The organism is Burkholderia sp. MSHR3999, from assembly GCF_000833595.1.
In the GTDB taxonomy this organism is placed as follows: domain Bacteria; phylum Pseudomonadota; class Gammaproteobacteria; order Burkholderiales; family Burkholderiaceae; genus Burkholderia; species Burkholderia ubonensis.
On record NZ_JRFO01000005.1, the window covers coordinates 416,804 to 439,569 of the forward strand.

Annotated in this window: 16 protein-coding genes; 14 read left to right on the top strand and 2 right to left on the bottom strand. The window is 63.9% G+C overall.

The window, feature by feature from the left end; translation table 11 throughout:
- The first annotated feature begins 63 nt into the window (after positions 1–63).
- The 10 genes from tviB to uvrA all read left to right on the top strand — a co-directional run bounded on the left by tviB (position 64) and on the right by uvrA (position 17,643).
- On the top strand, positions 64–1,338 hold the full coding sequence (tviB, locus tag KY49_RS15555) for a Vi polysaccharide biosynthesis UDP-N-acetylglucosamine C-6 dehydrogenase TviB (RefSeq protein WP_042585523.1): 1,275 nt from the start codon (positions 64–66) through the stop codon (positions 1,336–1,338).
- A 53-nt stretch (positions 1,339–1,391) separates the two neighbouring features.
- Entirely contained in the window at positions 1,392–2,417 is a 1,026-nt protein-coding gene (locus KY49_RS15560; protein WP_042585524.1) for an NAD-dependent epimerase/dehydratase family protein, read from the top strand.
- The gene (gene murJ / locus KY49_RS15565) at positions 2,414–3,859 is read left to right on the top strand and encodes a murein biosynthesis integral membrane protein MurJ (protein WP_231636432.1); all 1,446 of its coding nucleotides are present in this window, start codon (positions 2,414–2,416) and stop codon (positions 3,857–3,859) included. The genes KY49_RS15560 and murJ overlap by 4 nt, the downstream gene beginning before the upstream one ends.
- Positions 3,860–5,074 carry a glycosyltransferase family 4 protein gene (locus tag KY49_RS15570; protein WP_052495720.1) on the top strand — a complete coding sequence of 405 codons (1,215 nt, stop codon included), beginning with the start codon at positions 3,860–3,862 and terminating at the stop codon, positions 5,072–5,074.
- Positions 5,071–6,129 carry a hypothetical protein gene (locus tag KY49_RS15575; RefSeq protein WP_042585525.1) on the top strand — a complete coding sequence of 353 codons (1,059 nt, stop codon included), beginning with the start codon at positions 5,071–5,073 and terminating at the stop codon, positions 6,127–6,129. The genes KY49_RS15570 and KY49_RS15575 overlap by 4 nt, the downstream gene beginning before the upstream one ends.
- Before the next feature lie 67 nt (positions 6,130–6,196).
- Entirely contained in the window at positions 6,197–8,518 is a 2,322-nt protein-coding gene (locus KY49_RS15580; protein WP_042585526.1) for a YjbH domain-containing protein, read from the top strand.
- 42 nt (positions 8,519–8,560) lie between these two features.
- Positions 8,561–9,283, top strand: coding sequence for a carboxypeptidase-like regulatory domain-containing protein (locus tag KY49_RS15585; protein ID WP_042585527.1), 723 nt, complete (start codon positions 8,561–8,563; stop codon positions 9,281–9,283).
- A gap of 458 nt (positions 9,284–9,741) precedes the next feature.
- The gene (locus KY49_RS35710) at positions 9,742–10,272 is read left to right on the top strand and encodes an AidA/PixA family protein (RefSeq protein WP_071749999.1); all 531 of its coding nucleotides are present in this window, start codon (positions 9,742–9,744) and stop codon (positions 10,270–10,272) included.
- A 956-nt stretch (positions 10,273–11,228) separates the two neighbouring features.
- Entirely contained in the window at positions 11,229–11,453 is a 225-nt protein-coding gene (locus KY49_RS15590) for a hypothetical protein (RefSeq protein ID WP_052495721.1), read from the top strand.
- Between the two features lie 298 nt (positions 11,454–11,751).
- Positions 11,752–17,643, top strand: coding sequence for an excinuclease ABC subunit UvrA (gene uvrA / locus KY49_RS15595; protein WP_042585528.1), 5,892 nt, complete (start codon positions 11,752–11,754; stop codon positions 17,641–17,643).
- A gap of 25 nt (positions 17,644–17,668) precedes the next feature.
- Here the strand turns inward: uvrA and KY49_RS15600 are convergent, their stop codons facing one another.
- Both KY49_RS15600 and KY49_RS37355 read right to left on the bottom strand, forming a co-directional pair.
- A complete protein-coding gene (locus tag KY49_RS15600; RefSeq protein ID WP_042585837.1) occupies positions 17,669–19,075 on the bottom strand; it encodes a GGDEF domain-containing protein in 1,407 nt (468 codons plus the stop codon).
- A 114-nt stretch (positions 19,076–19,189) separates the two neighbouring features.
- Positions 19,190–19,360, bottom strand: a complete 171-nt coding sequence (locus KY49_RS37355) for a hypothetical protein (RefSeq protein WP_156162542.1) — start codon at positions 19,358–19,360, stop codon at positions 19,190–19,192.
- A 65-nt stretch (positions 19,361–19,425) separates the two neighbouring features.
- Here KY49_RS37355 and KY49_RS15605 point away from each other — a divergent pair, with 65 nt between their 5' ends.
- Genes KY49_RS15605 through KY49_RS15620 form a run of 4 tightly spaced genes read left to right on the top strand, consistent with a single transcriptional unit; the run spans position 19,426 to position 22,731 of the window.
- Positions 19,426–20,460 carry an acyl-CoA desaturase gene (locus tag KY49_RS15605; protein ID WP_042585529.1) on the top strand — a complete coding sequence of 345 codons (1,035 nt, stop codon included), beginning with the start codon at positions 19,426–19,428 and terminating at the stop codon, positions 20,458–20,460.
- A 25-nt stretch (positions 20,461–20,485) separates the two neighbouring features.
- On the top strand, positions 20,486–20,770 hold the full coding sequence (locus KY49_RS15610) for an acyl carrier protein (RefSeq protein ID WP_042585530.1): 285 nt from the start codon (positions 20,486–20,488) through the stop codon (positions 20,768–20,770).
- A 12-nt stretch (positions 20,771–20,782) separates the two neighbouring features.
- Positions 20,783–21,709, top strand: coding sequence for a class I SAM-dependent methyltransferase (locus tag KY49_RS15615; RefSeq protein ID WP_042585531.1), 927 nt, complete (start codon positions 20,783–20,785; stop codon positions 21,707–21,709).
- The gene (locus KY49_RS15620) at positions 21,706–22,731 is read left to right on the top strand and encodes an acyl-CoA desaturase (RefSeq protein ID WP_042585532.1); all 1,026 of its coding nucleotides are present in this window, start codon (positions 21,706–21,708) and stop codon (positions 22,729–22,731) included. The genes KY49_RS15615 and KY49_RS15620 overlap by 4 nt, the downstream gene beginning before the upstream one ends.
- Positions 22,732–22,766 lie beyond the last annotated feature (35 nt).

Sequence of the window (22,766 nt, forward strand, 5' to 3'; positions counted from 1 at the left end):
AGTTTGAAGGCGGTTTCCGGTTTCGGGATTTCGGCATGAAGCCGTGTCGCGCTTGGGGGGCGTATGTCTAATCTCAAATTCAGGATCGGGGTGATTGGCCTGGGGTATGTTGGCCTGCCACTGGCCGTGGAATTCGGCAAGAAATTTCCGGTGGTCGGGTTCGACACCAGTCGTTCGCGTGTCGATTCCCTGAACGAGGGTCACGACGCGACGCTCGAGGTGAGCACTCAGGAGCTGGCGCAGGCCCGGCACTTGAAGATCACGGCGGACGGAGGAGACATCGCGGACTGCAATGTCTTCATCGTGACCGTACCTACGCCGATCGATGAGCACAAGCAGCCGGACTTGCGCCACTTGATCGGCGCGAGCGAGACGGTTGGCCACGTACTCAAAAAGGACGACATCGTGATTTACGAATCGACGGTCTATCCGGGGGCCACTGAGGAAGTTTGCGTACCCGTGCTCGAGCGCGTTTCGGGCCTGACGTTCAACGTGGATTTCTTCGCGGGATACAGTCCCGAGAGGATCAATCCCGGTGACAAGACCCGCCGGCTGCCAATGATCCGCAAGGTGACTTCCGGTTCGACGCCGGCAGTGGCGGATATCGTCGACGGTTTGTACAAGGAGATCATCACCGCCGGCACGCACAAGGCGTCGAGCATTCGTGTGGCCGAGGCGGCGAAGGTGATCGAGAACACGCAACGCGATGTCAATATTGCGCTGGTCAACGAATTGGCGATCATTTTCAACAAGATGGGCATCGACACCGAGTCGGTGCTCGTCGCGGCCGGCACCAAGTGGAATTTTGTCCCGTACGTTCCGGGCCTCGTCGGCGGGCACTGTATCGGCGTCGATCCTTACTATTTGACGCACAAGGCGCAGGCGATCGGATACAACCCGGAAATCATCCTGGCCGGACGCAGGTTGAACGACGGAATGGGGCGGTATGTGGCGGCCCAGCTCGTCAAGGCAATGACGAAGCGGCGTATCGATATTCAAGGCGCGCGCGTGCTGGTCCTGGGGCTGACCTTCAAGGAAAACTGCCCTGATCTACGCAACAGCCGAGTCGTCGACATCATCAAGGAACTCGCGGAGTACAGCGTCAGCGTCGACGTATATGACCCGTGGGTATCGAAAGAGGCCGCGTGGAAGGAGTACGGCATTAATCCGATCGATCGACCGTCCAAGAACGAATACGACGCCATCGTGCTGGCGGTTGCACATCGGGAGTTTGCCGAGTTCGGCGCGGACGCCATTCACGAATTCGGCAGGCCCGACCATGTCTTCTACGATCTGAAGTCCGTCTTTCACGTGGATTCGACCGATATTCGTCTGTAAGACATTGCCGTTCGATTCGCTTCCGCCTCCGGCCAATTCGACCCGACACCGACATGTGCAACTGCTACGCCAGAACCAGCCAAGCGCTGCAACAGGATCCGAAGACCTGGCTCATCACGGGCGTGGCCGGGTTCATCGGTTCGAATCTGCTCGAGCGATTGCTGAACCTCGATCAGCAGGTTGTCGGCCTGGACAATTTGTCGACGGGCTATCTACGTAACCTCGACGAGGTCCGCGGCCTCGTCACGCCGGACCAATGGCGTCGCTTCCGATTCATCGAAGGAGATATCCGTTCGCTCGAGGATTGCCGCAACGCGTGCAATGGCGTGGACCATGTGCTTCACGAGGCGGCGCTCGGTTCGGTGCCGCGTTCGCTCATCGATCCGATTGCCACGAACGAAGTCAACGTGAGCGGTTTTCTGAATATGCTGGTCGCCGGCCGCGATGCCGGCGTCAAGAGTTTCACGTATGCGGCATCGAGTTCGGCCTATGGCGATCATCCGGGCTTGCCGAAGGTCGAGGACCGGATCGGCAAGCCGTTGTCTCCCTACGCGGTAACGAAGTGCGTGAACGAGATGTACGCGGAAGTCTTTGCGCGGAACTACGGGTTCCGGACGATCGGCTTGCGGTATTTCAACGTATTCGGGAAGCGTCAGGATCCGGATGGCGCCTACGCCGCCGTGATTCCGAAATGGGCGATCGCGCTCATTCGGAACGAGCCGGTGTTCATCAACGGCGATGGCGAAACGAGTCGCGATTTCTGTTTCGTCGATAACGTCATTGAAGCGAATCTTCTCGCCGCGACGGCGGACGATGCGAGCAGGAACGAGGTTTACAACGTGGCGATCGGCGATCGGACGACGCTGAACGAGCTGTTCGCCGCGTTGCAGGCGGCATTGGTGAAAAACGGCATCCGGAATGACGCGCGTCCCGTTTACCGGGACTTTCGTGCCGGGGACGTAAGGCACTCGCAAGCAAGCGTCGACAAAGCAAGAAGGCTGTTGTGTTATGACGCTTCGATTCGCCTGTTCGATGGAATCGAGCGCGCGATGCCTTGGTATATCGACTATCTGGGGTGAACGCGTACGCCCGGCGGATCGTGGCCGGTCCGCCGGGCGAAACGACTTTCACGCAAGCTTTTCGGATTCGCGGGCCCTCGGCCTGTTTAAGGGCGCATGCCTTGACACCCGTAATCGACCGAATCGGCAGCCGCTTGGCGGCAGTTCATGCCGATCACAAGCGCATCCTGCGCAGCGCGATGCTCGTTTCCTTCTTCGTGCTTGTCGGCAAGTCGGCAGGCGCCATGAAGGAAATGGCCATTGCGTATCGCTACGGCATCAGCGCCGCGGTCGACGCGTACCAACTGACACTCACGATGATCACGTGGGTGCCCGGGACCGTGGCGACGGTATTGGGTGTCGTCCTCGTACCGACGCTGGTTCGCCTGCAGAAGCTCCCGGAAAGGGAGCGAACGCTGTTTCTGGGCGAATTGCGGGGAGCAAGCCTGGTGTTGGGCACCCTGCTTGCCGGCGCGCTCTACGGTGCATGGGATGCCGTCCTGGCAGTGGTGGATACCCATCTGCCGTACCGCACGGCCGAGCTGTCCCGTGAAATGGCGCGGGGCATGTCGTTCATTTCTTTCTTTACGTTGCTGATCTGCGTGTCGGGCGCACGCCTGCAAGCGCGCGAGCGTCATGTCAATACATTGCTGGAATGCATTCCGGCGGGTGTGCTCCTCGTCTGGATATGGCTCACGCCGAACAAGAACACCTATGTCCCGCTGACTTGGGGGACGACAACGGGCTTCCTGTTGCAAGCGGTCTGCTTGAGCGTGCTGGCCGCTCGCGCCGACGGAATCCGCCCGGGCCTGCGGTTTGGCTTCCGGTCTTCGCAGTGGCCGACCATGTATCGCGCGCTTGGGGTCTTCATGGTGGGGCAGATGGTGATGAGCCTCGTGACGCCGCTGGACCAGTACTTCGTCGCAAACCTCGGCAGCGGCGCGATCGCAACGCTCGGCTATGCCAATCGGTTGTTGGGCCTGCTGTTGAGCATGGGCGCACTCGCGATCGGCCGGGCGACGCTGCCCGTTTTCGCGGACATCCTGAACAGCGCCGATCCGGACAGGACACGCACGACGGCGTTCAAGTGGGCAGCGGTGATGTTCGCCGGTGGCAGTCTTGTTGCGGTCGCGGGCTGGCTGGGCGCGCCGCAGGGCGTGCGGTTGATGTTCCAGCGTGGTGCTTTCGGTCCACAGGACACGCTGGCGGTATCGGCCCTTCTCGGATGGGGATTGATACAGCTTCCGTTTTATTTCGCCGTGCTCGTTCTGGTTCAGTGCTTCGCCAGCGAAGGGCGCTTTCGGGCGATGGCCGCGATTGCGATGATCAATTTCGGCGTAAAGGCGCTCGGCGATTACGTATTGGTTGGCTGGATGGGTATCGCCGGCATCCTGCTTGCGAGCGCGCTGATGCATGCGTCGTCGCTGGGCTGCTATCTCGTCCTTTCGAGAACAGGACGCTAAATGCCGATGAAGATCGTGTTGCTCAATCACTCGATGCGTTGCGGCGGAGCCGAGCGCGTCACGGCCAATCTCGCCAACAATTGGGCCGAGCGCGGATGTGATGTCACGGTCGCGACATTCGTGTCTTCGGACGCGGACTTCTACAAACTGGACAGTCGGGTGGCGCGTGTCGACCTGGCGTTGGCGGGTGCTTCATCGGGGGTGCTTGACGGAATGCTCGCGAACGTCCGGCGCCTCGCAGCGGTTCGCCGGCTCTTCAAGGATCGGCGCCCCGATGTCGTGATCGGGGTGATGACGGTGCCGTCGGTTCTGGGCATTCTCGGCGGTATCGGGTTGCGGCTCAAAGTGATCGCCACCGAGCACAATCATCCGCCGATGCTTCGCATGAACGCTGTATGGGAGACGCTGCGGAGCCTCACGTTCAGACACGCGGATGCGGTGGTCGCACTGACGGCGGAGACCGGCGCATGGCTTGAGCGTCATTGCAGGTGCAGGAACGTGAGCATCATTCCCAATCCTGTTGCGCTGCCGATGGAGGTCATGGAGCCTCGGCTTGCGCCATTGGAGACGATATCGGCCGATACGCGGCTGTTGTTGGCCGTCGGGCGCCTGGCGCCGCAAAAGGGATTCGATCTGCTGATCCAGGCATTCGAAAGGATTCACGAACGTGTGCCAGGCTGGAAACTCGTCATTCTCGGCGAGGGGGACGCGCGCGGGACGCTGCAGTCGGCGATCGCGGAGCGTGGACTGGATGACCTGGTCCTGATGCCGGGGAGAGCCGGAAATATCGGGGAGTGGTACGGTCGTGCCGATCTCTACGTGATGAGTTCGCGATTCGAGGGGCTGCCGATGACGCTGATGGAAGCGATGGGAAGCGGTTGCGCAGCAGTGAGTTTCGACTGCGACGTGGGGCCGCGGGACATCATTCGTGACGGCGTCGACGGAGTGCTGGTGAGTCCGGCCGGTGACGTCGGCGCGCTCGCCGACGCTTTGCTGAAGCTGATGGTCGACCATCGGGAGCGGGAGCGAATGGCGAGCATGGCGAACGGCGTGGCTGCGAAATTCGCCCCGTCGCGCATTCTTTCGCTATGGGAGCAACTTTTCCTGAGCATGGGCCTGAGCGGTGCCGATCATGCGCGTCCGCCGCAGCGGGCGGCATGTGAAACGGATTCCCGCGCGGCTGAACATTCCTGCGACAAGGCCACGCTGCGATGAAACTCTCCGTCTCGCCAGGCAAGATCGCCATCTCGATCGATAAAAGATGGATGCGGCCGTCGACATTCGTTTTTGTCGGATTGGCTGGCGTAGTCCTGAGCTTCATGGTTGTTGGCGACAGAAGCCAGCTTCTCGATCAGGACAATTACATCAATTACTTCCGCCTGACCGACATCGGCTGGTTCACGAACATATGGGCCGGCAGATCGTCGTTTCTGGGCTTTGCCACCAGCGTGATGACGGAGGAACTCGGCTGGCGAGCCTGGGTGCTGGCGATCAACGCGCTGGGCGTGGACCCGGAGGATGGCGTGCGGATCACGGTCGTGGTGCTCAACGTTGCCATGATCTCGGCACTCTGGAATACGCGACGTCCGATATTGGATTTGTGTCTGTGGTCGGTGATCCCGGTGGGTCTGGCGACGATGGGGCTGTTCCAGATCCGACAAGGCATGGCGTTTGCCATTGCCATGTACGTCGCGCTGCGGTGGAAGCGTCCGGCAACCGGTGCCTTGATCGCGGGAACCATTCACACGACTTTCGCGTTCCCGGCGCTGCTTCTGTTGGTCGCCCGGTTGTTGCGACGGCGGGGGGCGATAGTCTCCGTATCCGCGAGCGCCTGCGTCGGGTTGCTGCTTGCCCTGGCATCGCCGTTGTTGTTCGCGACATTCGGGGGGCGACGCGTCGACGAGTATCGCAATCTCGAACGCATGTTCAACGCGACTTACGTGCTGGCGCTGCTTATCTATTCGATTGCGCCTGCAATGATCATTCATCGATGGTTTCTTGAAAAGCGGCAGGACGTTCACGAGTTGGTCATCGATCAAATCGCGGTGATGCACGTCGGGCTGATCGTTTTTCTGGTCACGTCGTTTTTTGTCTTTCCGTTTGCGATGAGCCGGATTGGCTACTATGCGCCGGCCATGATCGCCATCCTGTTGCCCGAGACAAAGGTGAAGCAGCCGCTCGGGTTGTTGCTGTTGTCCGCGGTCGTGATGATGGTCATGTACGACGCGATCAAGAATTATTTCGCCGGGGTCTACGTCTTTTTCCTGTAGCGGAATCGGTCGACGTTCGGCGATGTTGGGTGTCACGAAACGATACGAACAACCAAGGACACGACCAATGACAATCAAGTTGCGTGTGAAGGTGGCCGCGAACAAGCCGACGGCCGTTGCCCTGGGGGCGGCGTTGGCATTTTGCCTGCCGGCCGGTGCGGCGAGCTCGCCGGTGCTGACCTCGATGGGCGCGTCCGGCGGGCTCGTGATTCCATACGGATTCACGCTGCCTGAAGGAACATTCGAGGGGCAATACAACAACTACATCGATCCGCAGTACGGGAAGAACACGACGAGTTCCGACATCGTCTGGGGTGCGGTCGGCCTGTTTCCGTACGTGGAGGTATCGGGCGGCCTCGCGGACTACCCCGGCAGAGTGCGCACGACGGTGCCGGGCTACGACCATTTCGTGCTTCGGCACTTGATGGCGAACGCGAAGGTCTCGATTCCGAAGTTCTTCAAATACCAGCCCGATATCGCGATCGGCATCAACGACGTCGGCGGGCAGACGCATTACTTCCGGTCCACCTATGGCGTCGTGTCGCAGCCGCTCGGGCCCGCGACACTGACGGTCGGCTACGGGCACGGCGACCGGCTCGACGGTGTGTTCGGCGGCGCCGAGCTTCGACTGTGGCAAACGGGACTGTCGCTGCTTGCCGAGCACGATTCGAAAACGCCGTATGCGGGGATACGTTACCAGTCGCCGCCGATCAGATGGCTCGCCAACGCGAGCCTCGTCGGCACCGTGACGCGCTCGCTCAAGCATACGGACGGGGTTGCGCCGCGCACGTCGTTCTCGATCGGCGTGCAGATTCCGCTCGGCAAGCGGTTCGATGCGGCGCGTTGCGGCAAGGGCTTGTGCGACGGCGCACAGGATGCGGCGGCGAATGCGGCGTCGCTCGGTGACGTTCACGCCACGGACGGCGATGCGGTGAAACCGGCCGCCGTGCTCGCGCCGTCGGGCATGTTCACGCACGTCGAGCCGGCCGCACCGATGCCCGCAACGGCGCACGTGGCGCGCGGCGACGTCGCCACGCCAGCGCCTCGCATGGCGCCCGCGTTCTTGCAGACCGGCGCGCCGGCAATCGACACGGCACCTGATTCCGCGGCGGCGCTCGACACGATCGTGCGCGTGTTGGCGGATGCGGGGCTCGAGCGCGTGCGGGCCGGCGTTGCGGGCACGGATCTCGTCGTCGAATATGAAAACCACCGCTACAACCAGAACGAGGCGGACGCGCTGGGCATCGCGCTCGGCGCGGCAGCGCAGTACGCGCCCAAGGGCATCGAGACCGTGCGCATCGTGATCAAGAAGGCGAATGAGCCGCTGGGCGAGGTGAGCGTCGACCGGACGAACTACGCGCAATTTGTCGCGGGCGGCGCATCGACTGCGGCCGGCGCATCGCTGTCGATGCGCATGCGGCCGACGCATGACGCGGATTCGATCGCATGGTCGGGCAACGCGCGCAAGCACGGACTCGTGCGGATCCAGATCGCACCCGTCACGACCTACCTGTACGGCACGGAGTACGGCAACTTCGACTACTCGATCGGCGCGAACCTTCAAGGATTCGTGCCGCTGTGGCGCGGGGCGGAACTGTATTCGAGCGTGATCGTGCCGATCGCGAACAGCAAGAACATGGACAACGGCCACGTGTACGACCGGTATCGCCTGCGCGGCGGACTGTCGACGGTCGCCCTCGTGCAGAGCTTCTGGATTGCGCCGCGCGTGTTCAACGTGACCGCGCTCGGCAAGTTCAACCTCCAGTACCTCGGCATCGAGAACGAGACGACCGCATTCGTGCCGGGCCGCCCCGACGTCGTGCGGCTGAAGCTCGCGTATTTGCATCGCGAACCGGGCAAGGATGCGCTGCCGGCGGAGAAGAACGCGCTGCTCACGTACCGGTGGGTCGAGCCCGCGTGGAAGATGTGGATCGAGGCGGGCGTCGCGCGCTATGTGGGTGGCGACAAGGGGCCGCTGATCACGTTGACGCGCTGGTTCGACGACGTGTCGTTCAGCGTGCAGGGATGGCACAGCGGGCACGGTTCGTTCGTCGGGGCATCGGTCAGCTTCCCGCTGACGCCTCGCCAGGGGATGAAGCCGGGGATCGTGCAGATCAACGGCGCAGAGCAGTTCTCGCTCAATTTCCGCACGCGCGTCGGATCGACGAACTACCTGTCGCAGGACGGCGCCGAGAACCTCGACTTTGCCTACAACACGCAACAATTCGTACTCAACCGGGGTCGCTTCAGCGCCGAATACTTTGCGACGCAGCTTTACCGGATGCGCGACGCGTACAAGCGCTATGCACAATCCGCAAGCGCTGCGCCGCCGACCACGCAGGCGACGCAGCTGCCTGGTAGTGCAGCGTGGCCCCGGACGGGGCAGTGACGCAGGCATTCAATGATCGAGTCGACCTAATGGAGAGAATCGATGAAGACGACGATGAAGAAGGTGGTACTGAGAGCATGGAAGACCGGGATGTTTGCGCTCGCGGCAGGCACGCTGGCGGGATGTGGCGGGGGCAGCGACAGCAACAGCACGACGCCTTCGAATGCATCGTTGGCCACGATCAGCGGCACGGCCGCGACCGGCGCGCCCATGGCGAACGCCGCGATCACGATCGCTTGCAAGAGCGGCAATAGTTCGGGGACAGCCGACGCGAACGGCGCCTTCTCGATCTCGTTCGTGTTCGCGGGACCGTGCGCGATCACGGGGACGAACGGGACGACCACGCAGCACTCGTTCGCGAGCGGCGGCGGCACGTTCAACGTGACGCCGCTGACCGAAATGCTGCTGACCTACATGGCGGCGCAACTCGGCACGGACCTGAACGGGTTGCTGACGGGCCTCACGACCAATCCGACGTATCAGGGCGCGTTGACGAGTCCGTCGGCCGTCGCATCGGCGCAGAACGGGGTCATCCAGACCATCAAGAACGAAACCGGCGTGACGGTGTCGGCGTCCTCGTTTCTGACGACGCCGTTCAAGCCCGGTCAGGCCGGCCAGGATGCGGACCTCGAAACCTTGAAGTCCAACGGCGCGCTCACGAGAACCGGCCAGCCGTCCCCGACGCTGCTCGACAAGGTGAAGACGGCCGGCGCGGCAGCAGGCAAGCCGACCGGCGGCACGGGCGGCAGCGGCAACCCGGCGTAACGACGGGTAAATCCTCGCGCGGACTCATTTACTAACCTTTTCGCTTGTAGAGTCGGACGTGGAGACCGCGCGATGCCCTGCTGGCAATGGTTTGCGGGGATTCTTATATGACACTAAAAACAGAAATCTTAGTAACCGCTGCACAGACAGTCTGCGATCGAGACGCGAGACGGCGCGAAGATCGATATTATCGGTTGTATTAGTCAATACTTGATCCGTCAGTATCACCTGATATCTTGAACATAGGAACTACGTTATCTTCATGCCCCATTTATCCAATAACGTCTTCAAAAACCTGTCAAGACTGACAGTTGTTCGACAGAGCATCGATTCATAAAATCATATTGCCTTATTGGCGCATATGATTATCAATTTGGTTGCTTCGTTGATAGGGCGATGCATTGAAGATTCAATTTACTTATTTTTATTGACTCTAATCATAGCTCGAGGAAATCATCATGGCAACGATTAATGTGCTTGTTTCGGTAGATGGCAACAAATTGGCGCAACAGGTCAGCGACGGGGTCATCAGCCCAGGAACGCCTGGCGCGCCCACTTCCCTTGGTTCGTACGCTCAATCAGACGTTTTCGTCACAATGGTTGCGCCCAATGCCTCTGTCGCCAACAACACCCAGGGGCAATCTGAATTGCAAATCAAAGCAGACGCCCGCGACGAGGTGGAATGGGCAATCACCACGTTCGATGTGAATGGGGATTACACTGTATATCTATACAATGGGTCATTCAATCCCGCAAATGCAATGGGTCCGTTGACATATGTGAGCGCCGAGGGATATATGTATCTGGGGACCGGGAGTCCGGCGTCGACGACACCCACCAAATTCATCAACCAGACGAATACAGTTTCTGCGACAATCGAAAAAGTCAGTGTGAATATTCAATACACGTTGTCATTCGTCCTGGTCAACAATTCAAATGGGAAAGTTGTTGGGTATTTCTACTGGGACCCGTTCATTCAAGTGGGCTGAGGTCTTGATGTTTCGCATTGAATGATGACCCGGATGGTCACGTTTTCCATCTTCGACATCAAGAGCTCGCAGGCCTGGCCGGACTCCGATCGGCCAGGTCAACCCCTTCGTCTTATACACCACGGGCTCCGACCTTCGAGGCTCATGCACCGCTTGAACCAGATCACGCCGTTGACACTGGGGCCAGCGGGCTTTTTCGCTGTGGCTTGCCCCGACACAACTGAATACACGTGCCCCTCCCGTACGCGTGCAGCATCCTTGCCGCATGGATGATTTTGCCGACCTGAACCGCCGCCTCGCAAGCATACTGCGCAAGGGCGCCGTAATCGAAGTGGGGATGACCCGCTTTCATGGACACAATCCATCCTGTCACGGAGGAGGCACGGCTCATGTCTAAATACTGTGCTGCGCGCCCCATGCACCGGGATTTCGGCAACAGATCGTGGGCCAGGTACATGCCGGGCGTCGCCCGGTAGAACTGGCCAAGGAGTTCGGCCCGAGCACGCCGACCACCTACGGCTGGGTTGCCGAGGCTGACCGGACGCGGCCGGCGTCAACGCCGACTGATCGGCAACTGGCCGTCGACCAGTCGTTCGGCATATTGCGCGACCCACGCCTGCTCGTTGCTGGTAGCGACGAACTCGCTGCACGTCGGCTGGCCGCGCCATTGCCGAGCATGGTGTTCCCTCCCACCGAAAGAGGTCATCTATCTGTCACCAGTTCGTTGCCGCATTGGCGCGGTCGCGTGCACCGCGGTAGGCAAACGCGTCGTTACCAAAGTTCCCCTCGACCCGGCCCCTGGGATCGTAGCTCGCGACGACCTCTTCAATCAGTTGTAGGCGGCCGGTGGAGAACCGCGAAGCCCTGGTCAGCTCGACGGATGGGACATTGCGGATTCTGGATATGAGCGGACTGGCGGATTCGACGACTCGTTCGATATCAGCGCCGACTATGACATGATTCTGCGCCTGTTCGGTTTACCGAATGTCAACATCGCCTACCTCCCTGACGTAACGATCAGGATGAGAGCGGGTGGGGTGAGCAATCGCTCGCTATCAGGACTGTTGAAGAAGTCGAAAGAGGATTTGCGGGCGATTCGCAAGAATCGCGTCGGCGGATATTTCACGCTCTTCTGCAAGAACGTTTCGAAAATTCCCCAATTCCTCAGGCAGCCCTTGTGAACTGCCCGACTCGTGCATCGTCGGCGAGTCGCCGCAGGTCAGACCGTTTGGCGCGTCCGCGCGAAATGCCCCGGAACTCAAGCCCTGTCGCATCCGGATCAGTCCGCCCCCATTAAAAACGCATCAGAACCAAGGGCAGGCCGCCCCAAGCTGCCGAAGTGCAGCACCGCCCGAAACACCCCCAAGACAGCCACGGATGGAGAACTGTACGAATATACAGTATAGTACTCGTCCGAAACGGGCCACAGCCTTCCGGCTGCCGCGCCCCCTGGCCAACTCATTCAGACGGGCAGACAAATTGTCATCCAGCAATCTGATCCGCATTCGCGGAGCGCGTCAGCACAATCTCAAGCACCTCGACCTCGACCTGCGCACCGGCGAAATGACGGTCGTCACCGGCCCGTCGGGCTCGGGCAAATCGAGTCTCGTGTTCGACACCCTGTACGCGGAAGGCCAGCGGCGCTACGTCGAGACGTTCAGCGCTTATGCGCGGCAGTTTCTCGACCGGATGGACCGGCCGCAGGTGGATCGCGTCGACGGCGTGCCGCCCGCGATCGCGATCGACCAGACCAATCCGGTTCGTAGTTCGCGCTCGACCGTCGGCACGATGACCGAGCTCAACGATCACCTGAAGCTCCTGTACGCACGCGCGGCGGAACTGTTCGACCGCAAGACCGCGCAGCCGGTGCGGCACGACACGCCGGAGACGATCTACGCGGACCTCTCCGCGCGCACGGCGGATCGCGATCCGCGGCTCGTGGTCACGTTCCCGGTCGAATTGCCGGAAGCCGTGACCGATGAGGAAGTCGAGCAGTGGCTGTCGGCGAGCGGCTACACGCGGGTGCAGGCGCGGCGCGAAGTCGCGTCGCCCACCGGGCCGCGCAAGGTGCTCGACGTGGTGGCCGATCGCTTCCGGCTGCATCAGGTCGACAAGGTGCGCGCGGTCGAGGCGATCGAAGCGTCGTTGAAGCGCGGCGGCGGGCGGGTAAACGTCTACGTACTCGCGCAAGAGGACGCGGCAGCAGAGCCTCAGGTGTGGCGCTTCTCCACCGGGCTCCACCACCCGGAGAGCGATCTGCGCTACGCCGATCCGCAGGCGGCGCTGTTCTCGTTCAACTCGGCATACGGCGCGTGCGAAACCTGCCGCGGCTTCGGCCGCGTGATCGGCGTCGATCTCGGCCTCGTGATCCCGGACGAACGCAAGACGCTGCGCGGCGGCGCGATCAAGCCGATGCAGACGCCCGCATGGAAGGAATGCCAGGACGACCTGATGCGCTATGCGGCGAAGGCGAACATCCGGCGCGACACGCCATGGAGCGAGCTGACCTCCGACGAGCGGGACTGGGTCATCAACGGCTCGCCGGACTGGAACGGCAAGTGGCAGAGCCAGTGGTACGGCGTGAAGCGCTTCTTCGCGTACCTCGAATCGAAAGCGTACAAGATGCATATCCGCGTGCTGCTGTCGAAATACCGCAGCTATACGCCGTGCGACGTGTGCGGCGGCGCGCGCCTGAAGACGGAGTCGCTGCTGTGGCGGCTCGGCACGAAGGCGAACGCCGACGCGGCGCTCGCGCCGGCCGGCCGCTTCCTGCCGCGCGGCGTCGACTGGACCCGCGCGCAGCTCGAAGCGCTGCCGGGCCTGACGGTGCACGACCTGATGCTGCTGCCGATCGAGCGCATCCGCCGCTTCTTCGACGACATCAGCCTGCCGAGCGCGCTGCTCGACGACGCGCTGAAGCTGCTGCTCGCCGAGGTGCGCACGCGGCTGAAGTATCTGTGCGACGTGGGGCTCGGCTACCTGACGCTCGACCGCCAGAGCCGCACGCTGTCGGGCGGCGAGGTGCAGCGGATCAACCTGACGACGGCGCTGGGCACCTCGCTCACGAAGACGCTGTTCGTGCTCGACGAGCCGAGCATCGGGCTGCATCCGCGCGACCTGAACCGGATCGTCGAGGCGATGCAGCGCCTGCGCGACGCGGGCAATACGCTGGTCGTCGTCGAACACGATCCGTCGGTGATGCTCGCGGCCGACCGGCTGATCGACATGGGCCCCGGCCCGGGCGAGCGCGGCGGCACGATCGTCTACGACGGCACGCCCGGCGCGATTCGTTCGGCCCGCACGCTGACGGGCGAATATCTCGGCGGCCGCAAGCACGTCGCGCACGCGTCGCACTGGTCGCGCCGCGCGGTGGACGCGCACACGCCGCGCATCGTGCTCGAAGGCGCGAGCGAGCACAACCTGCGCGACGTCACGGTGGAGATTCCGTTGCAGCGCCTCGTCTGCGTGACCGGCGTATCGGGGTCCGGCAAATCGACGCTGCTGCAGGACGTGCTCTATCCGGCGCTGGCGCGGCACCTGGGCAAGGCGACCGAGTCGCCGGGCGCGTACCGCCGTCTCACGGGCGCGGAGCAGGTGGGCGACGTCGTGTTCGTCGACCAGTCGCCGATCGGCAAGACCACGCGCTCGAACCCGGCGAGCTATGTCGGCGCGTTCGACGAGATTCGCAAGCTGTTCGCGAAGGCGCCGCTCGCGCTGCAGCGCGGCTACGGCGCGGGCACGTTCAGCTTCAACTCGGGCGACGGCCGCTGCCCGACGTGCGGCGGCTCGGGCTTCGAGCACATCGAGATGCAGTTCCTGAGCGACGTCTACCTGCGCTGCCCGGACTGCGACGGCCGGCGCTATCGCGCCGAGGTGCTCGAAGTGCGGATCGAACGCGGCGGCCGCGCGCTCAGCATTGCCGAGGTGCTCGACCTGACCGTCAGCGAAGCCGCGGCGTTCTTCGCGGCCGACGCCGACGTGCTGCGCGTGCTGCAGCCGATCGTCGACGTCGGGCTCGAATACGTGAAGCTCGGCCAGCCGGTGCCGACGCTGTCGGGCGGCGAGGCGCAGCGCCTGAAGCTGGCGGGCTTTCTCGCCGAGTCGGCGAAGGCCGGCAGCGGGCGCCGTGTCGTCACGGAAGAGGCGCGCATCGCGCAAGCGCGCCTGTTCATGTTCGACGAACCGACCACGGGGCTGCACTTCGACGACATCGCGAAGCTGATGCAGGCGTTCGGCAAGCTGCTGGCAAGCGGTCATTCGCTGATCGTGATCGAGCACAATCTCGACGTGATCCGCGCGGCCGACTGGCTGATCGATCTCGGCCCGGAAGGCGGCGACGGCGGCGGCCTCGTGCTGTGCGCGGGCACGCCCGACGACGTGAAAGCATGCGCCGAATCGCATACCGGCGCGGCGCTGTTGCACTACGAGCGCGCCATGGGCGCCGAAGCCGAGCCCGTGGACGAGGGTGTGCCGCTGCAGGCCGCGTTGAACGCGGCGCGGGCGCGTCGGGCGGTCGAAGGCGAGGACGTCGTGCGGATCGTCAACGCGCGCGAGCACAACCTGAAGGCGCTCGACGTCGACATTCCGCACGGCAAGTTCAACGTGGTGACCGGCGTGTCCGGTTCCGGCAAGTCGACGCTCGCGTTCGACATCCTCTTTCACGAAGGCCAGCGCCGCTACCTCGAGTCGCTGAACGCGTACGCGCGCTCGATCGTGCAGCCGGCGGGGCGCCCGGAAGTCGACGCGGTGTACGGCATTCCGCCGACCGTCGCGATCGAGCAGCGGCTGTCGCGCGGCGGCCGCAAGAGCACGGTCGCGACGACGTCCGAAGTGTGGCACTTCCTGCGGCTGCTGTATGTGAAGCTCGGCCTGCAGCATTGCATCCACGACGGCACGCCGGTGACGTCGCAAACCGTCGAATCGATCGCCGCGCAGTTGCTGCGCGAGCACCGCGGCGAGCACGTCGGGCTGCTCGCGCCGCTCGTCGTCAACCGCAAGGGCGTGTACACGGATCTCGCGAAGTGGGCGAAGGCGCGCGGCAATACGCACCTGCGCGTGGACGGCGAATTCGTGCCGGTCGACCCGTGGCCGAAGCTCGATCGCTTCCGCGAGCATACGATCGAGCTGCCGGTGGCCGATCTCGTCGTGTCGCCGGACCACGAAGCCGAGTTGAGGCAGCGTCTGGACGAGACGCTCGAGCTCGGCAAGGGCGTGATGCATCTGCTCGCGCCGCTCGACGGCCTGCATCATGCGATGACCAACGATCATTCGACCGCGCGGATCGGCGAGGTCAAGGTGCTGTCGGTGAAGCGCGCGTGCCCGGTGTGCGGCACGAGCTACCCGGAGCTGGACCCGCGGATGTTCTCGTACAACAGCAAGCACGGCTGGTGCACGACCTGCGTGGGGACCGGCGTGACGCTCACGCGCGAACAGCGCGCGGCCTACGACGACACGGTGCTCGCCGAAGACGGGCGAGGGCGCGAGCAGACGCTGCCATCCGACGAGCAGGAGCCGGAGGGCGTCGGCGACGAGCCGTGCGCGGATTGCGGCGGCACGCGCCTGAACCCGTCCGCGCGCGCGGTGACCTTCGACGGCCATCCGATCGTCGACGTCGCGCAGTGGACCGTGTCGGATACGCGTCGGTGGATCGACGGCCTGCAGCTCGCCGGGCGGGATGCGCAGATCGCGCGCGACATCGTCAGCGAGATCGGCAGCCGTCTCGCGTTTCTCGAGGAAGTCGGGCTCGGCTACCTGAGCCTCGACCGTGCGGCGCCGAGCCTGTCGGGCGGCGAGGCCCAGCGAATCCGGCTCGCGGCGCAACTGGGCAGCAACCTGCAGGGCGTCTGCTACGTGCTCGACGAGCCGACGATCGGCCTGCATCCGCGCGACAACCAGATCCTGCTGAACGCGCTGCGCAAGCTCGGCGACAAGGGCAACACGCTCGTCGTCGTCGAGCATGACGAAGACACGATTCGCCGCGCCGATCACATCATCGACGTCGGCCCGGGGGCCGGCAAGCGCGGCGGCACGCTGGTTGCGCAGGGCGGCGTCGCCGACCTGTCCGCGCAGCCCGATTCGCTGACGGGGCGCTTCCTCGCGCAACCGATCGTGCATCCGCTGCAGCCGCGCCGCAGCGTGAACCTGCCGGGTGCGAAGCACGGGCCGGCGGTGCCGGAAACCTGGCTGACGGTGCACGGCGGCAAGCTGCACAACCTGCGCGACGTCACGGTCGGCATTCCGCTCGGGCGGCTCGTCGCGGTGACGGGCGTGAGCGGCTCGGGCAAGTCGACGCTCGCGCGCGACGTGCTGATGACGAACCTGCTCGACGTGGTGGGCCGCTCGGTGCTGTCGTCGCCGGCCGCGCGCCGCGCGCGCAAGGCCGCGGAGCAGGCAGCGCCGCAGGCGGCAAATCGTCGCGCGAGCGTGCTGGCGCGCAGCGCGCCAAGGCCGTCGCTCAACGTCACGCATGCGTGGCAGGGCTGCGAGTCGATCAGCGGCTGGGAGCACATCGATCGCGTGCTCGAAGTCGATCAGACGCCGATCGGCAAGACGCCGCGCTCATGCCCGGCAACCTACATCGGCGTGTGGGACGCCATCCGCAAGCTGTTCGCGGACACGTTGGAGGCGCGCGCCCGCGGCTACACGGCGTCGCGCTTCTCGTTCAACACCGGCGAAGGGCGCTGCCCCGCCTGCGAAGGGCAGGGCGTGCGCACGATCGGCATGAGCTTCCTGCCCGACGTGAAGGTGCCGTGCGACGTGTGCCACGGGCAGCGCTTCAATCCGGAGACGCTCGCGGTCACGTGGCGCGGCCGGAACATCGGCGACGTGCTGACGATGGAGATCGACGAAGCGGTGGAGTTCTTTGCGCCGATCTCGAACATCGCGCATCCGCTGCAACTGATGAAGGACGTCGGCCTCGGCTACCTGACGCTCGGCCAGCCGTCGCCGACCCTGTCCGGCGGCGAGGCGCAGCGCATCAAGCTCGTCACCGAACTCAGCAAGGTGCGCGACGACGTCACGCGGCGCGGCCAGAAAGCGCCGCATACGCTGTACGTGCTCGACGAACCGACCGTGGGCCTGCATATGGCCGACGTCGCGAAGCTGATCCATGTGCTGCACCGGCTCGTGGATGCGGGGCACAGCGTCATCGTGATCGAGCACGACCTCGACGTGATCGCGGAAGCGGACTGGATCATCGATCTCGGCCCGGAGGGCGGCGTCGGAGGCGGCGCGATCGTGGCGGCCGCGCATCCGGAAGGGCTCGTGCAGGTGAGCGCGAGTCATACGGGGCGCGCGCTCGAACCCGTGCTGGCGCGAAGCGGCGCCGAGCGCGGCGAAAACAGGCGAAGCGGCGAGGCGGGGGCTGCGTGAGCGGGATCGGTCCGCTGGATGGGCCCTAAGCCGCAACGACCCGGTTGCGGCCTTGGTCCTTCGCGCGGTACAGGCGTTCGTCCACCTTGCGCAGAATCGCGTCGACCGTCTCCCCGTCACGGCCGAACTCGGAGACGCCGACGCTCACGGTGACCTCGATCGGCTTGCCGATGCCCGCCTCGAACGGCGTGCCGGCGATCGCCGCGCGGATACGCTCGCCGATCGACCGGGCAGTATCCAGCCCGGCTTGCGGCAGCAGCACCATGAACTCCTCTCCGCCGACCCGCGCGACGCCGTCGTATGGCCGGATCGCATCGAGGCATTTCTTGACGAAGCGCTGCAACACCTCGTCGCCGGCCTGATGCCCGTAGCTGTCGTTGATCGACTTGAAATGGTCGAGATCGAGCGACAGCACCGAGAACGGCGCGCCATTGCGTTTCGCCAGCGCGATTTCGGTTTCCACGCGGTCGAGGAAATGCCGCCGGTTGGCCGCGCCCGTCAGCGGGTCCGTCGCGGCCATATGCTCGAGCTTCTCGTTGGTCCGCTGCAACTCCTGCAGCGCTCGCTCCGTCCGCGACATGGCTTCTCTCAAGCGCGCAAACAGCTCTTCCTGGCTGTAGATTTTCGAGAATGAACGCGTCGTGTGAAACGCCTGCACGACACCGAAGCTGAGCAGGAAGAACCCGGCCGCGAAAATCGCGTGCGCCAGCCACCACATGTGATTCCACGGCCGTCCGAGGATGAAGGCGAGCGACGACAGCGCGAATGACGTCACCGAAATCCCGTAGATCGTCATCAGCGGCGAATGGATGCGGCGCAGCACGAGCGCGGCGACGTTCACGGCGAAGAGCGCGAGCGCGCCGCCTTCCATCGAAAGGCGCACCCACGGGCGGCCGGCCACCGGCGAGTAGGCGATGCCGGCAACCGCGACGTCGACCAGCACGAACAGCGCGATCCACGCCGCCCAGACGCGGCGATCGGTGCGGGTTGCCTCGCTGTCGGCTGCACGGCTGTACGCGAGCTGCCCGACAAGAACCAGGATCGACATCGCCAGGCGGGAGGCCGGCCCATACAGCAGGAACAGCCAGATATTGTGATGCGCCATGCCGGTGAAGGCGCCATGCAATGCATAGATGAGCGAAAAGCCCAGGAAGCCGAGCGTGAGCCAACGCAACAGCGGCTCGCCCGACAGGCGATAGCAACGCCAGCACACGTAGGTGACGAACCCGCCTTCGAGCGTAGCGGCGGCGATCGCCAGCTCGTGAAAGGCGTGATTCTCGAATTTCAGCGCAGGGTCCTGGAAGTAGTACAGGTAGACGATCAGATACAGCGGCACCAGCGCGAAGCCGATCAGCAGCAGCCTGGCATAGCCCCTGGTGATCGACTGGACGACCGGCCCGGATGCCTCGTTGGCGGCAACATGCATGGTCATGCTCTGCCCCATTTTCGTCGGATGGTTTTCAGTATAGGCAAAGGGGCGCATCCATACCGAACTTCATGCCCGCCGAATAACCCGCATCGCCCGAAAATCAATTTGATATCGAATTCATTCGCGCGGACGTTCAACGAAACGAAAGAGCGTTGACCGGTAAATGCAAGAATTCCTGGAATCGGTTTCCGGCAGGTCTTGTTCATTTTCGTATTCAAATCGCGAATTAATATCGAAAATTTGTTTCGGGATACCAAATGCGTCGGCGTTGACGATAGGAAAATTCATTTTGAGTTTCCAATTTCATCCATGGAATATGTGCCGGACAATTTAATTTTACTGAGAGACACTTCATGAGTCCCGGCCAGCCTCCGTGTTCGAGCGAAGGTGCGAGCCAGCCCGAGGGTGCGACCAGAAGCGCGATTCCCGCGTCTTTTTCTTCCGGTTCGCATGGCCCGGCTCGCCCGACGAGGATCTCGACCCGTTCGACCGTTCGTCTCGATCGCCGCATCGCCGCCGTCGTCACACTGCTGCCGGCGTTGGGCACGGTCGCGGCGATCGCGTTATGGGTCGGCGGCTACGTGCCGGGCGCCGTCGAACTGATCGTGTTCGCAGTCTTCTATTTCGCCACCGCATTGGGGCTCGAAGTCGGCTTTCATCGCCACGTGACGCACAAGGCGTTCAAGGCGAAGCCGTGGGTGCGGGTCGCGCTGATCGCGCTCGGCTCGATGGGCGCGCACGGGCCCGTCAACTGGTGGGCGTCGACGCATCGGCGCCATCATTCGACGAGCGACGGCGACGGCGATCCCCATTCGCCGCACTTGTCGGGCGAGGGCGCCGGCGGCCGGCTCAAGGGCCTGTATCACAGTCACATGGGATGGCTGTTCGTCGGCGAGTCGACGCGGCCGGCGGGATGGGAAAAATACGTGCCCGACCTCTATCAGGACCCGCTCGTGTTCAAGCAGCACATGGCGTACTACCGCTGGGTCTGGATCGGGCTCGCACTGCCGCCGCTGATCTGCGGGCTCGCGTCGCGTTCGTGGATGGGCGTGCTGCTCGGCTTCCTGTGGGGCGACATGGTGCGGATCTTCGCGGTCAGCCATTGCATCTGGGCGCTGAACTCGCTGTGTCACGTGATCGGCCGGCGCGATTTCCATACCACCGCGTATGACCGCAGCCGCAACAGCCTGTTGCTCGCGATCCCGACGTTCGGGCAGGGCTGGCACAACAACCATCACGCGTTTCCCGCGTCCGCCTTCACCGGGCTACATTGGTGGCAGGTCGATCCGGGCGGGCTGTTCGTGCGCGTGCTGGAACGCCTGCACCTCGTCTACGACGTGCAGCGCCCCAGCGCGGAACTGATCGAAAAGAAGCGCATCGCACCATGACCAACTCTCGACGGGAGCCGAGCGAATGAAGAGCGCCACCTCGAACGCAGTGGAACACGACACGAAAGGCCACGAGGACATCCTCGACCGGATGACCGGCTATCTGGCAGCCAGACTACGCACCGGCAGAGGATCGATCGACGTGGACAAGCAGTTCATCGACTACGGCCTCGATTCGGCCGACGCGATGAAGATGGTCGGCGATCTCGAGGATTACGTCGGCTTCGAGCTGTCTCCGAGCCTGCCCTATCAATATCCGACGATCGACGCGCTCGCGCGGGCGCTGGCCGATCTGCGGGCCGGGCGATAGGGAGACCGAACGATGACCGTCCAGATCCAGGATGCCGGCGCACCGGTGCGCGAGGTGCCGTACGGCGCATCCGCCGACGCGATCCAGTATCACTACGACATCGGCAACGCGTTCCTCGCGCTCGCGCAGGAAAGCGGCCGCAACTACTCGTGCGCGATGTACGAGCCGGGCGATACGCACGAACAGGCGCAGATCCGCAAGCTCGACTACCACATCGCGCAGATCCGGGCGCGCGGCGCGGCGCGCGTGCTCGACATCGGCTGCGGCTGGGGCGCGCTGCTCGACCGGCTCGTCACGGTCGCCGGCGTGCAGGAGGCGGTGGGGCTCACGCTGTCGAACGAGCAGTTGAAATACATCGGCGAGCGATATCGGCACCCGGGCATCGACGTGATGCTGCGGAACTGGCAGGACTACGCGCCCGAGCAGCCGTTCGACGGCATCATCTCGCTCGGCGCGTTCGAGCACTTCGCGAAGATCGACGAAGACAAGGTCGAAGCGTATCGCCATTTCTTCAGGAAATGCCATGCGTTCCTGAAGCCGGGCGGCCGGATGTCGCTGCAGACGATGGGGTACGGCGACGTCCCGCGCGACGCGCGGCACACCGATCTCTTCATCGCGCGCGAAGTCTTTCCGGAATCGGATCTGCCGTACCTCGCGGATATCGTCCGGGCCTCCGAAATGCTGTTCGAAGTGGAGCTCGTGCGCAACGATCGCCACGACTACGTGAAGACGATGCGCGCGTGGTTCGAGAACCTGCGCGCGCATCGTCGCGAGGCGCTCGAACTCGCGCCGCTCGACGTGGTCGAGCGCTACGAACGGCTGTACCGGACGATGAGCTATTCGTTCGATCTCGGCGCGTTCGTGCTGTACCGGATCACGTTCCGGCGCATCGAGCCGACCCGGATCCATGCGATCTCGCCTCGGGCGGCCGCCGTATGAAGGACGCGGCCGCCGACGGCGCCGACCGTGCGCAGGCGCCGGACCGCGCGGCATCGCCGGCCGGTTCGGCGGGCTCGCCCATGCCCGGCGAACACGCGGCCGGGCATCTGTCCCGCGCGTCGTCGGCGCGCCATCTGGGCGTCGCGTCGATACCGGCGGTCGGCACCGTTGCCGCACTTGCGCTGTGGGGCGGATTCGGCCTGGCGCCGCACGCGCAGGACATCGCGATGCTCGTGATCTTCTACGTGCTCAACATCCTCGGCATGGAGCTTGCGCTGCATCGCTACTTCGCGCATCGCACGTTCAAGGCCGCGCCGTCGATGAAGGTCGCGCTCGCGATCCTCGGCTCGCTCGCCTACATGGGGCCGCTGATGTGGTGGGTGGCGATTCACCGGCTGCATCATGCGAACGCCGACGGCCCCGGCGATCCGCATACGCCGCAGTTGGGCGGACACGGCTTCGTCGGCCGCGCGAAAGGCATCCTGCACGGCCACGTCGGCTGGCTGTTCGACCCGTCGTCCGCGCGCCCCAACGGCTGGAATCGATACGCGAACGACATGTACCGCGATCCGACGCTGTTGCGCATTCATCTCGCGTACGACTTCTGGCTGCTGCTGGGCCTGCTGCTGCCGGCCGCGATCGGCTGGCTGCTTGCCCTGTCGTGGCGGGGCGCGCTGCTGGGCCTCCTGTGGGGCGGCAGCGTGCGGATCTTCCTCGCGACGAACGCGATCTGGGCGGTCAATTCCGTCGGCCACTCGCTCGGCGGCCGCCGGCCGTTTCCCGGCCGCGACCAGAGCCGCAACGCGTGGTGGCTCGCGATCCTGACGCTCGGGGCCGGCTGGCACAACAACCATCACGCCTTTCCGCAGTACGCGAGCACGCGCTTCCGGCGATGGCAGATCGACGTGACCGGATCGCTGATCGCGCTGCTCGAAAAGCTAGGGCTGGTGTGGGACGTTCAGCACCCCGATCCGGACGCGATCCGCCAGCGGCTGGCGGACCCGCGTCGCCGCGATGCATGACTCGCGTTCCCCTGCGACAGCCATCAACCGGACCT

Excerpts from the sequence above, each read along its gene's own strand:
- KY49_RS35710 (WP_071749999.1), top strand. The coding sequence starts at position 9,742 with ATGGCAACGATTAATGTGCTTGTTTCGGTAGATGGCAACAAATTGGCG.
- KY49_RS15590 (WP_052495721.1), top strand. The coding sequence starts at position 11,229 with ATGATTCTGCGCCTGTTCGGTTTACCGAATGTCAACATCGCCTACCTC.
- KY49_RS37355 (WP_156162542.1), bottom strand. The coding sequence starts at position 19,360 with ATGAATTTTCCTATCGTCAACGCCGACGCATTTGGTATCCCGAAACAA.
- KY49_RS15585 (WP_042585527.1), top strand. The coding sequence starts at position 8,561 with ATGAAGACGACGATGAAGAAGGTGGTACTGAGAGCATGGAAGACCGGG.
- KY49_RS15560 (WP_042585524.1), top strand. The coding sequence starts at position 1,392 with ATGTGCAACTGCTACGCCAGAACCAGCCAAGCGCTGCAACAGGATCCG.
- KY49_RS15610 (WP_042585530.1), top strand. The coding sequence starts at position 20,486 with ATGAAGAGCGCCACCTCGAACGCAGTGGAACACGACACGAAAGGCCAC.
- KY49_RS15620 (WP_042585532.1), top strand. The coding sequence starts at position 21,706 with ATGAAGGACGCGGCCGCCGACGGCGCCGACCGTGCGCAGGCGCCGGAC.
- KY49_RS15575 (WP_042585525.1), top strand. The coding sequence starts at position 5,071 with ATGAAACTCTCCGTCTCGCCAGGCAAGATCGCCATCTCGATCGATAAA.
- KY49_RS15615 (WP_042585531.1), top strand. The coding sequence starts at position 20,783 with ATGACCGTCCAGATCCAGGATGCCGGCGCACCGGTGCGCGAGGTGCCG.
- KY49_RS15580 (WP_042585526.1), top strand. The coding sequence starts at position 6,197 with ATGACAATCAAGTTGCGTGTGAAGGTGGCCGCGAACAAGCCGACGGCC.
- KY49_RS15570 (WP_052495720.1), top strand. The coding sequence starts at position 3,860 with ATGCCGATGAAGATCGTGTTGCTCAATCACTCGATGCGTTGCGGCGGA.
- KY49_RS15600 (WP_042585837.1), bottom strand. The coding sequence starts at position 19,075 with ATGACCATGCATGTTGCCGCCAACGAGGCATCCGGGCCGGTCGTCCAG.
- KY49_RS15605 (WP_042585529.1), top strand. The coding sequence starts at position 19,426 with ATGAGTCCCGGCCAGCCTCCGTGTTCGAGCGAAGGTGCGAGCCAGCCC.
- tviB (WP_042585523.1), top strand. The coding sequence starts at position 64 with ATGTCTAATCTCAAATTCAGGATCGGGGTGATTGGCCTGGGGTATGTT.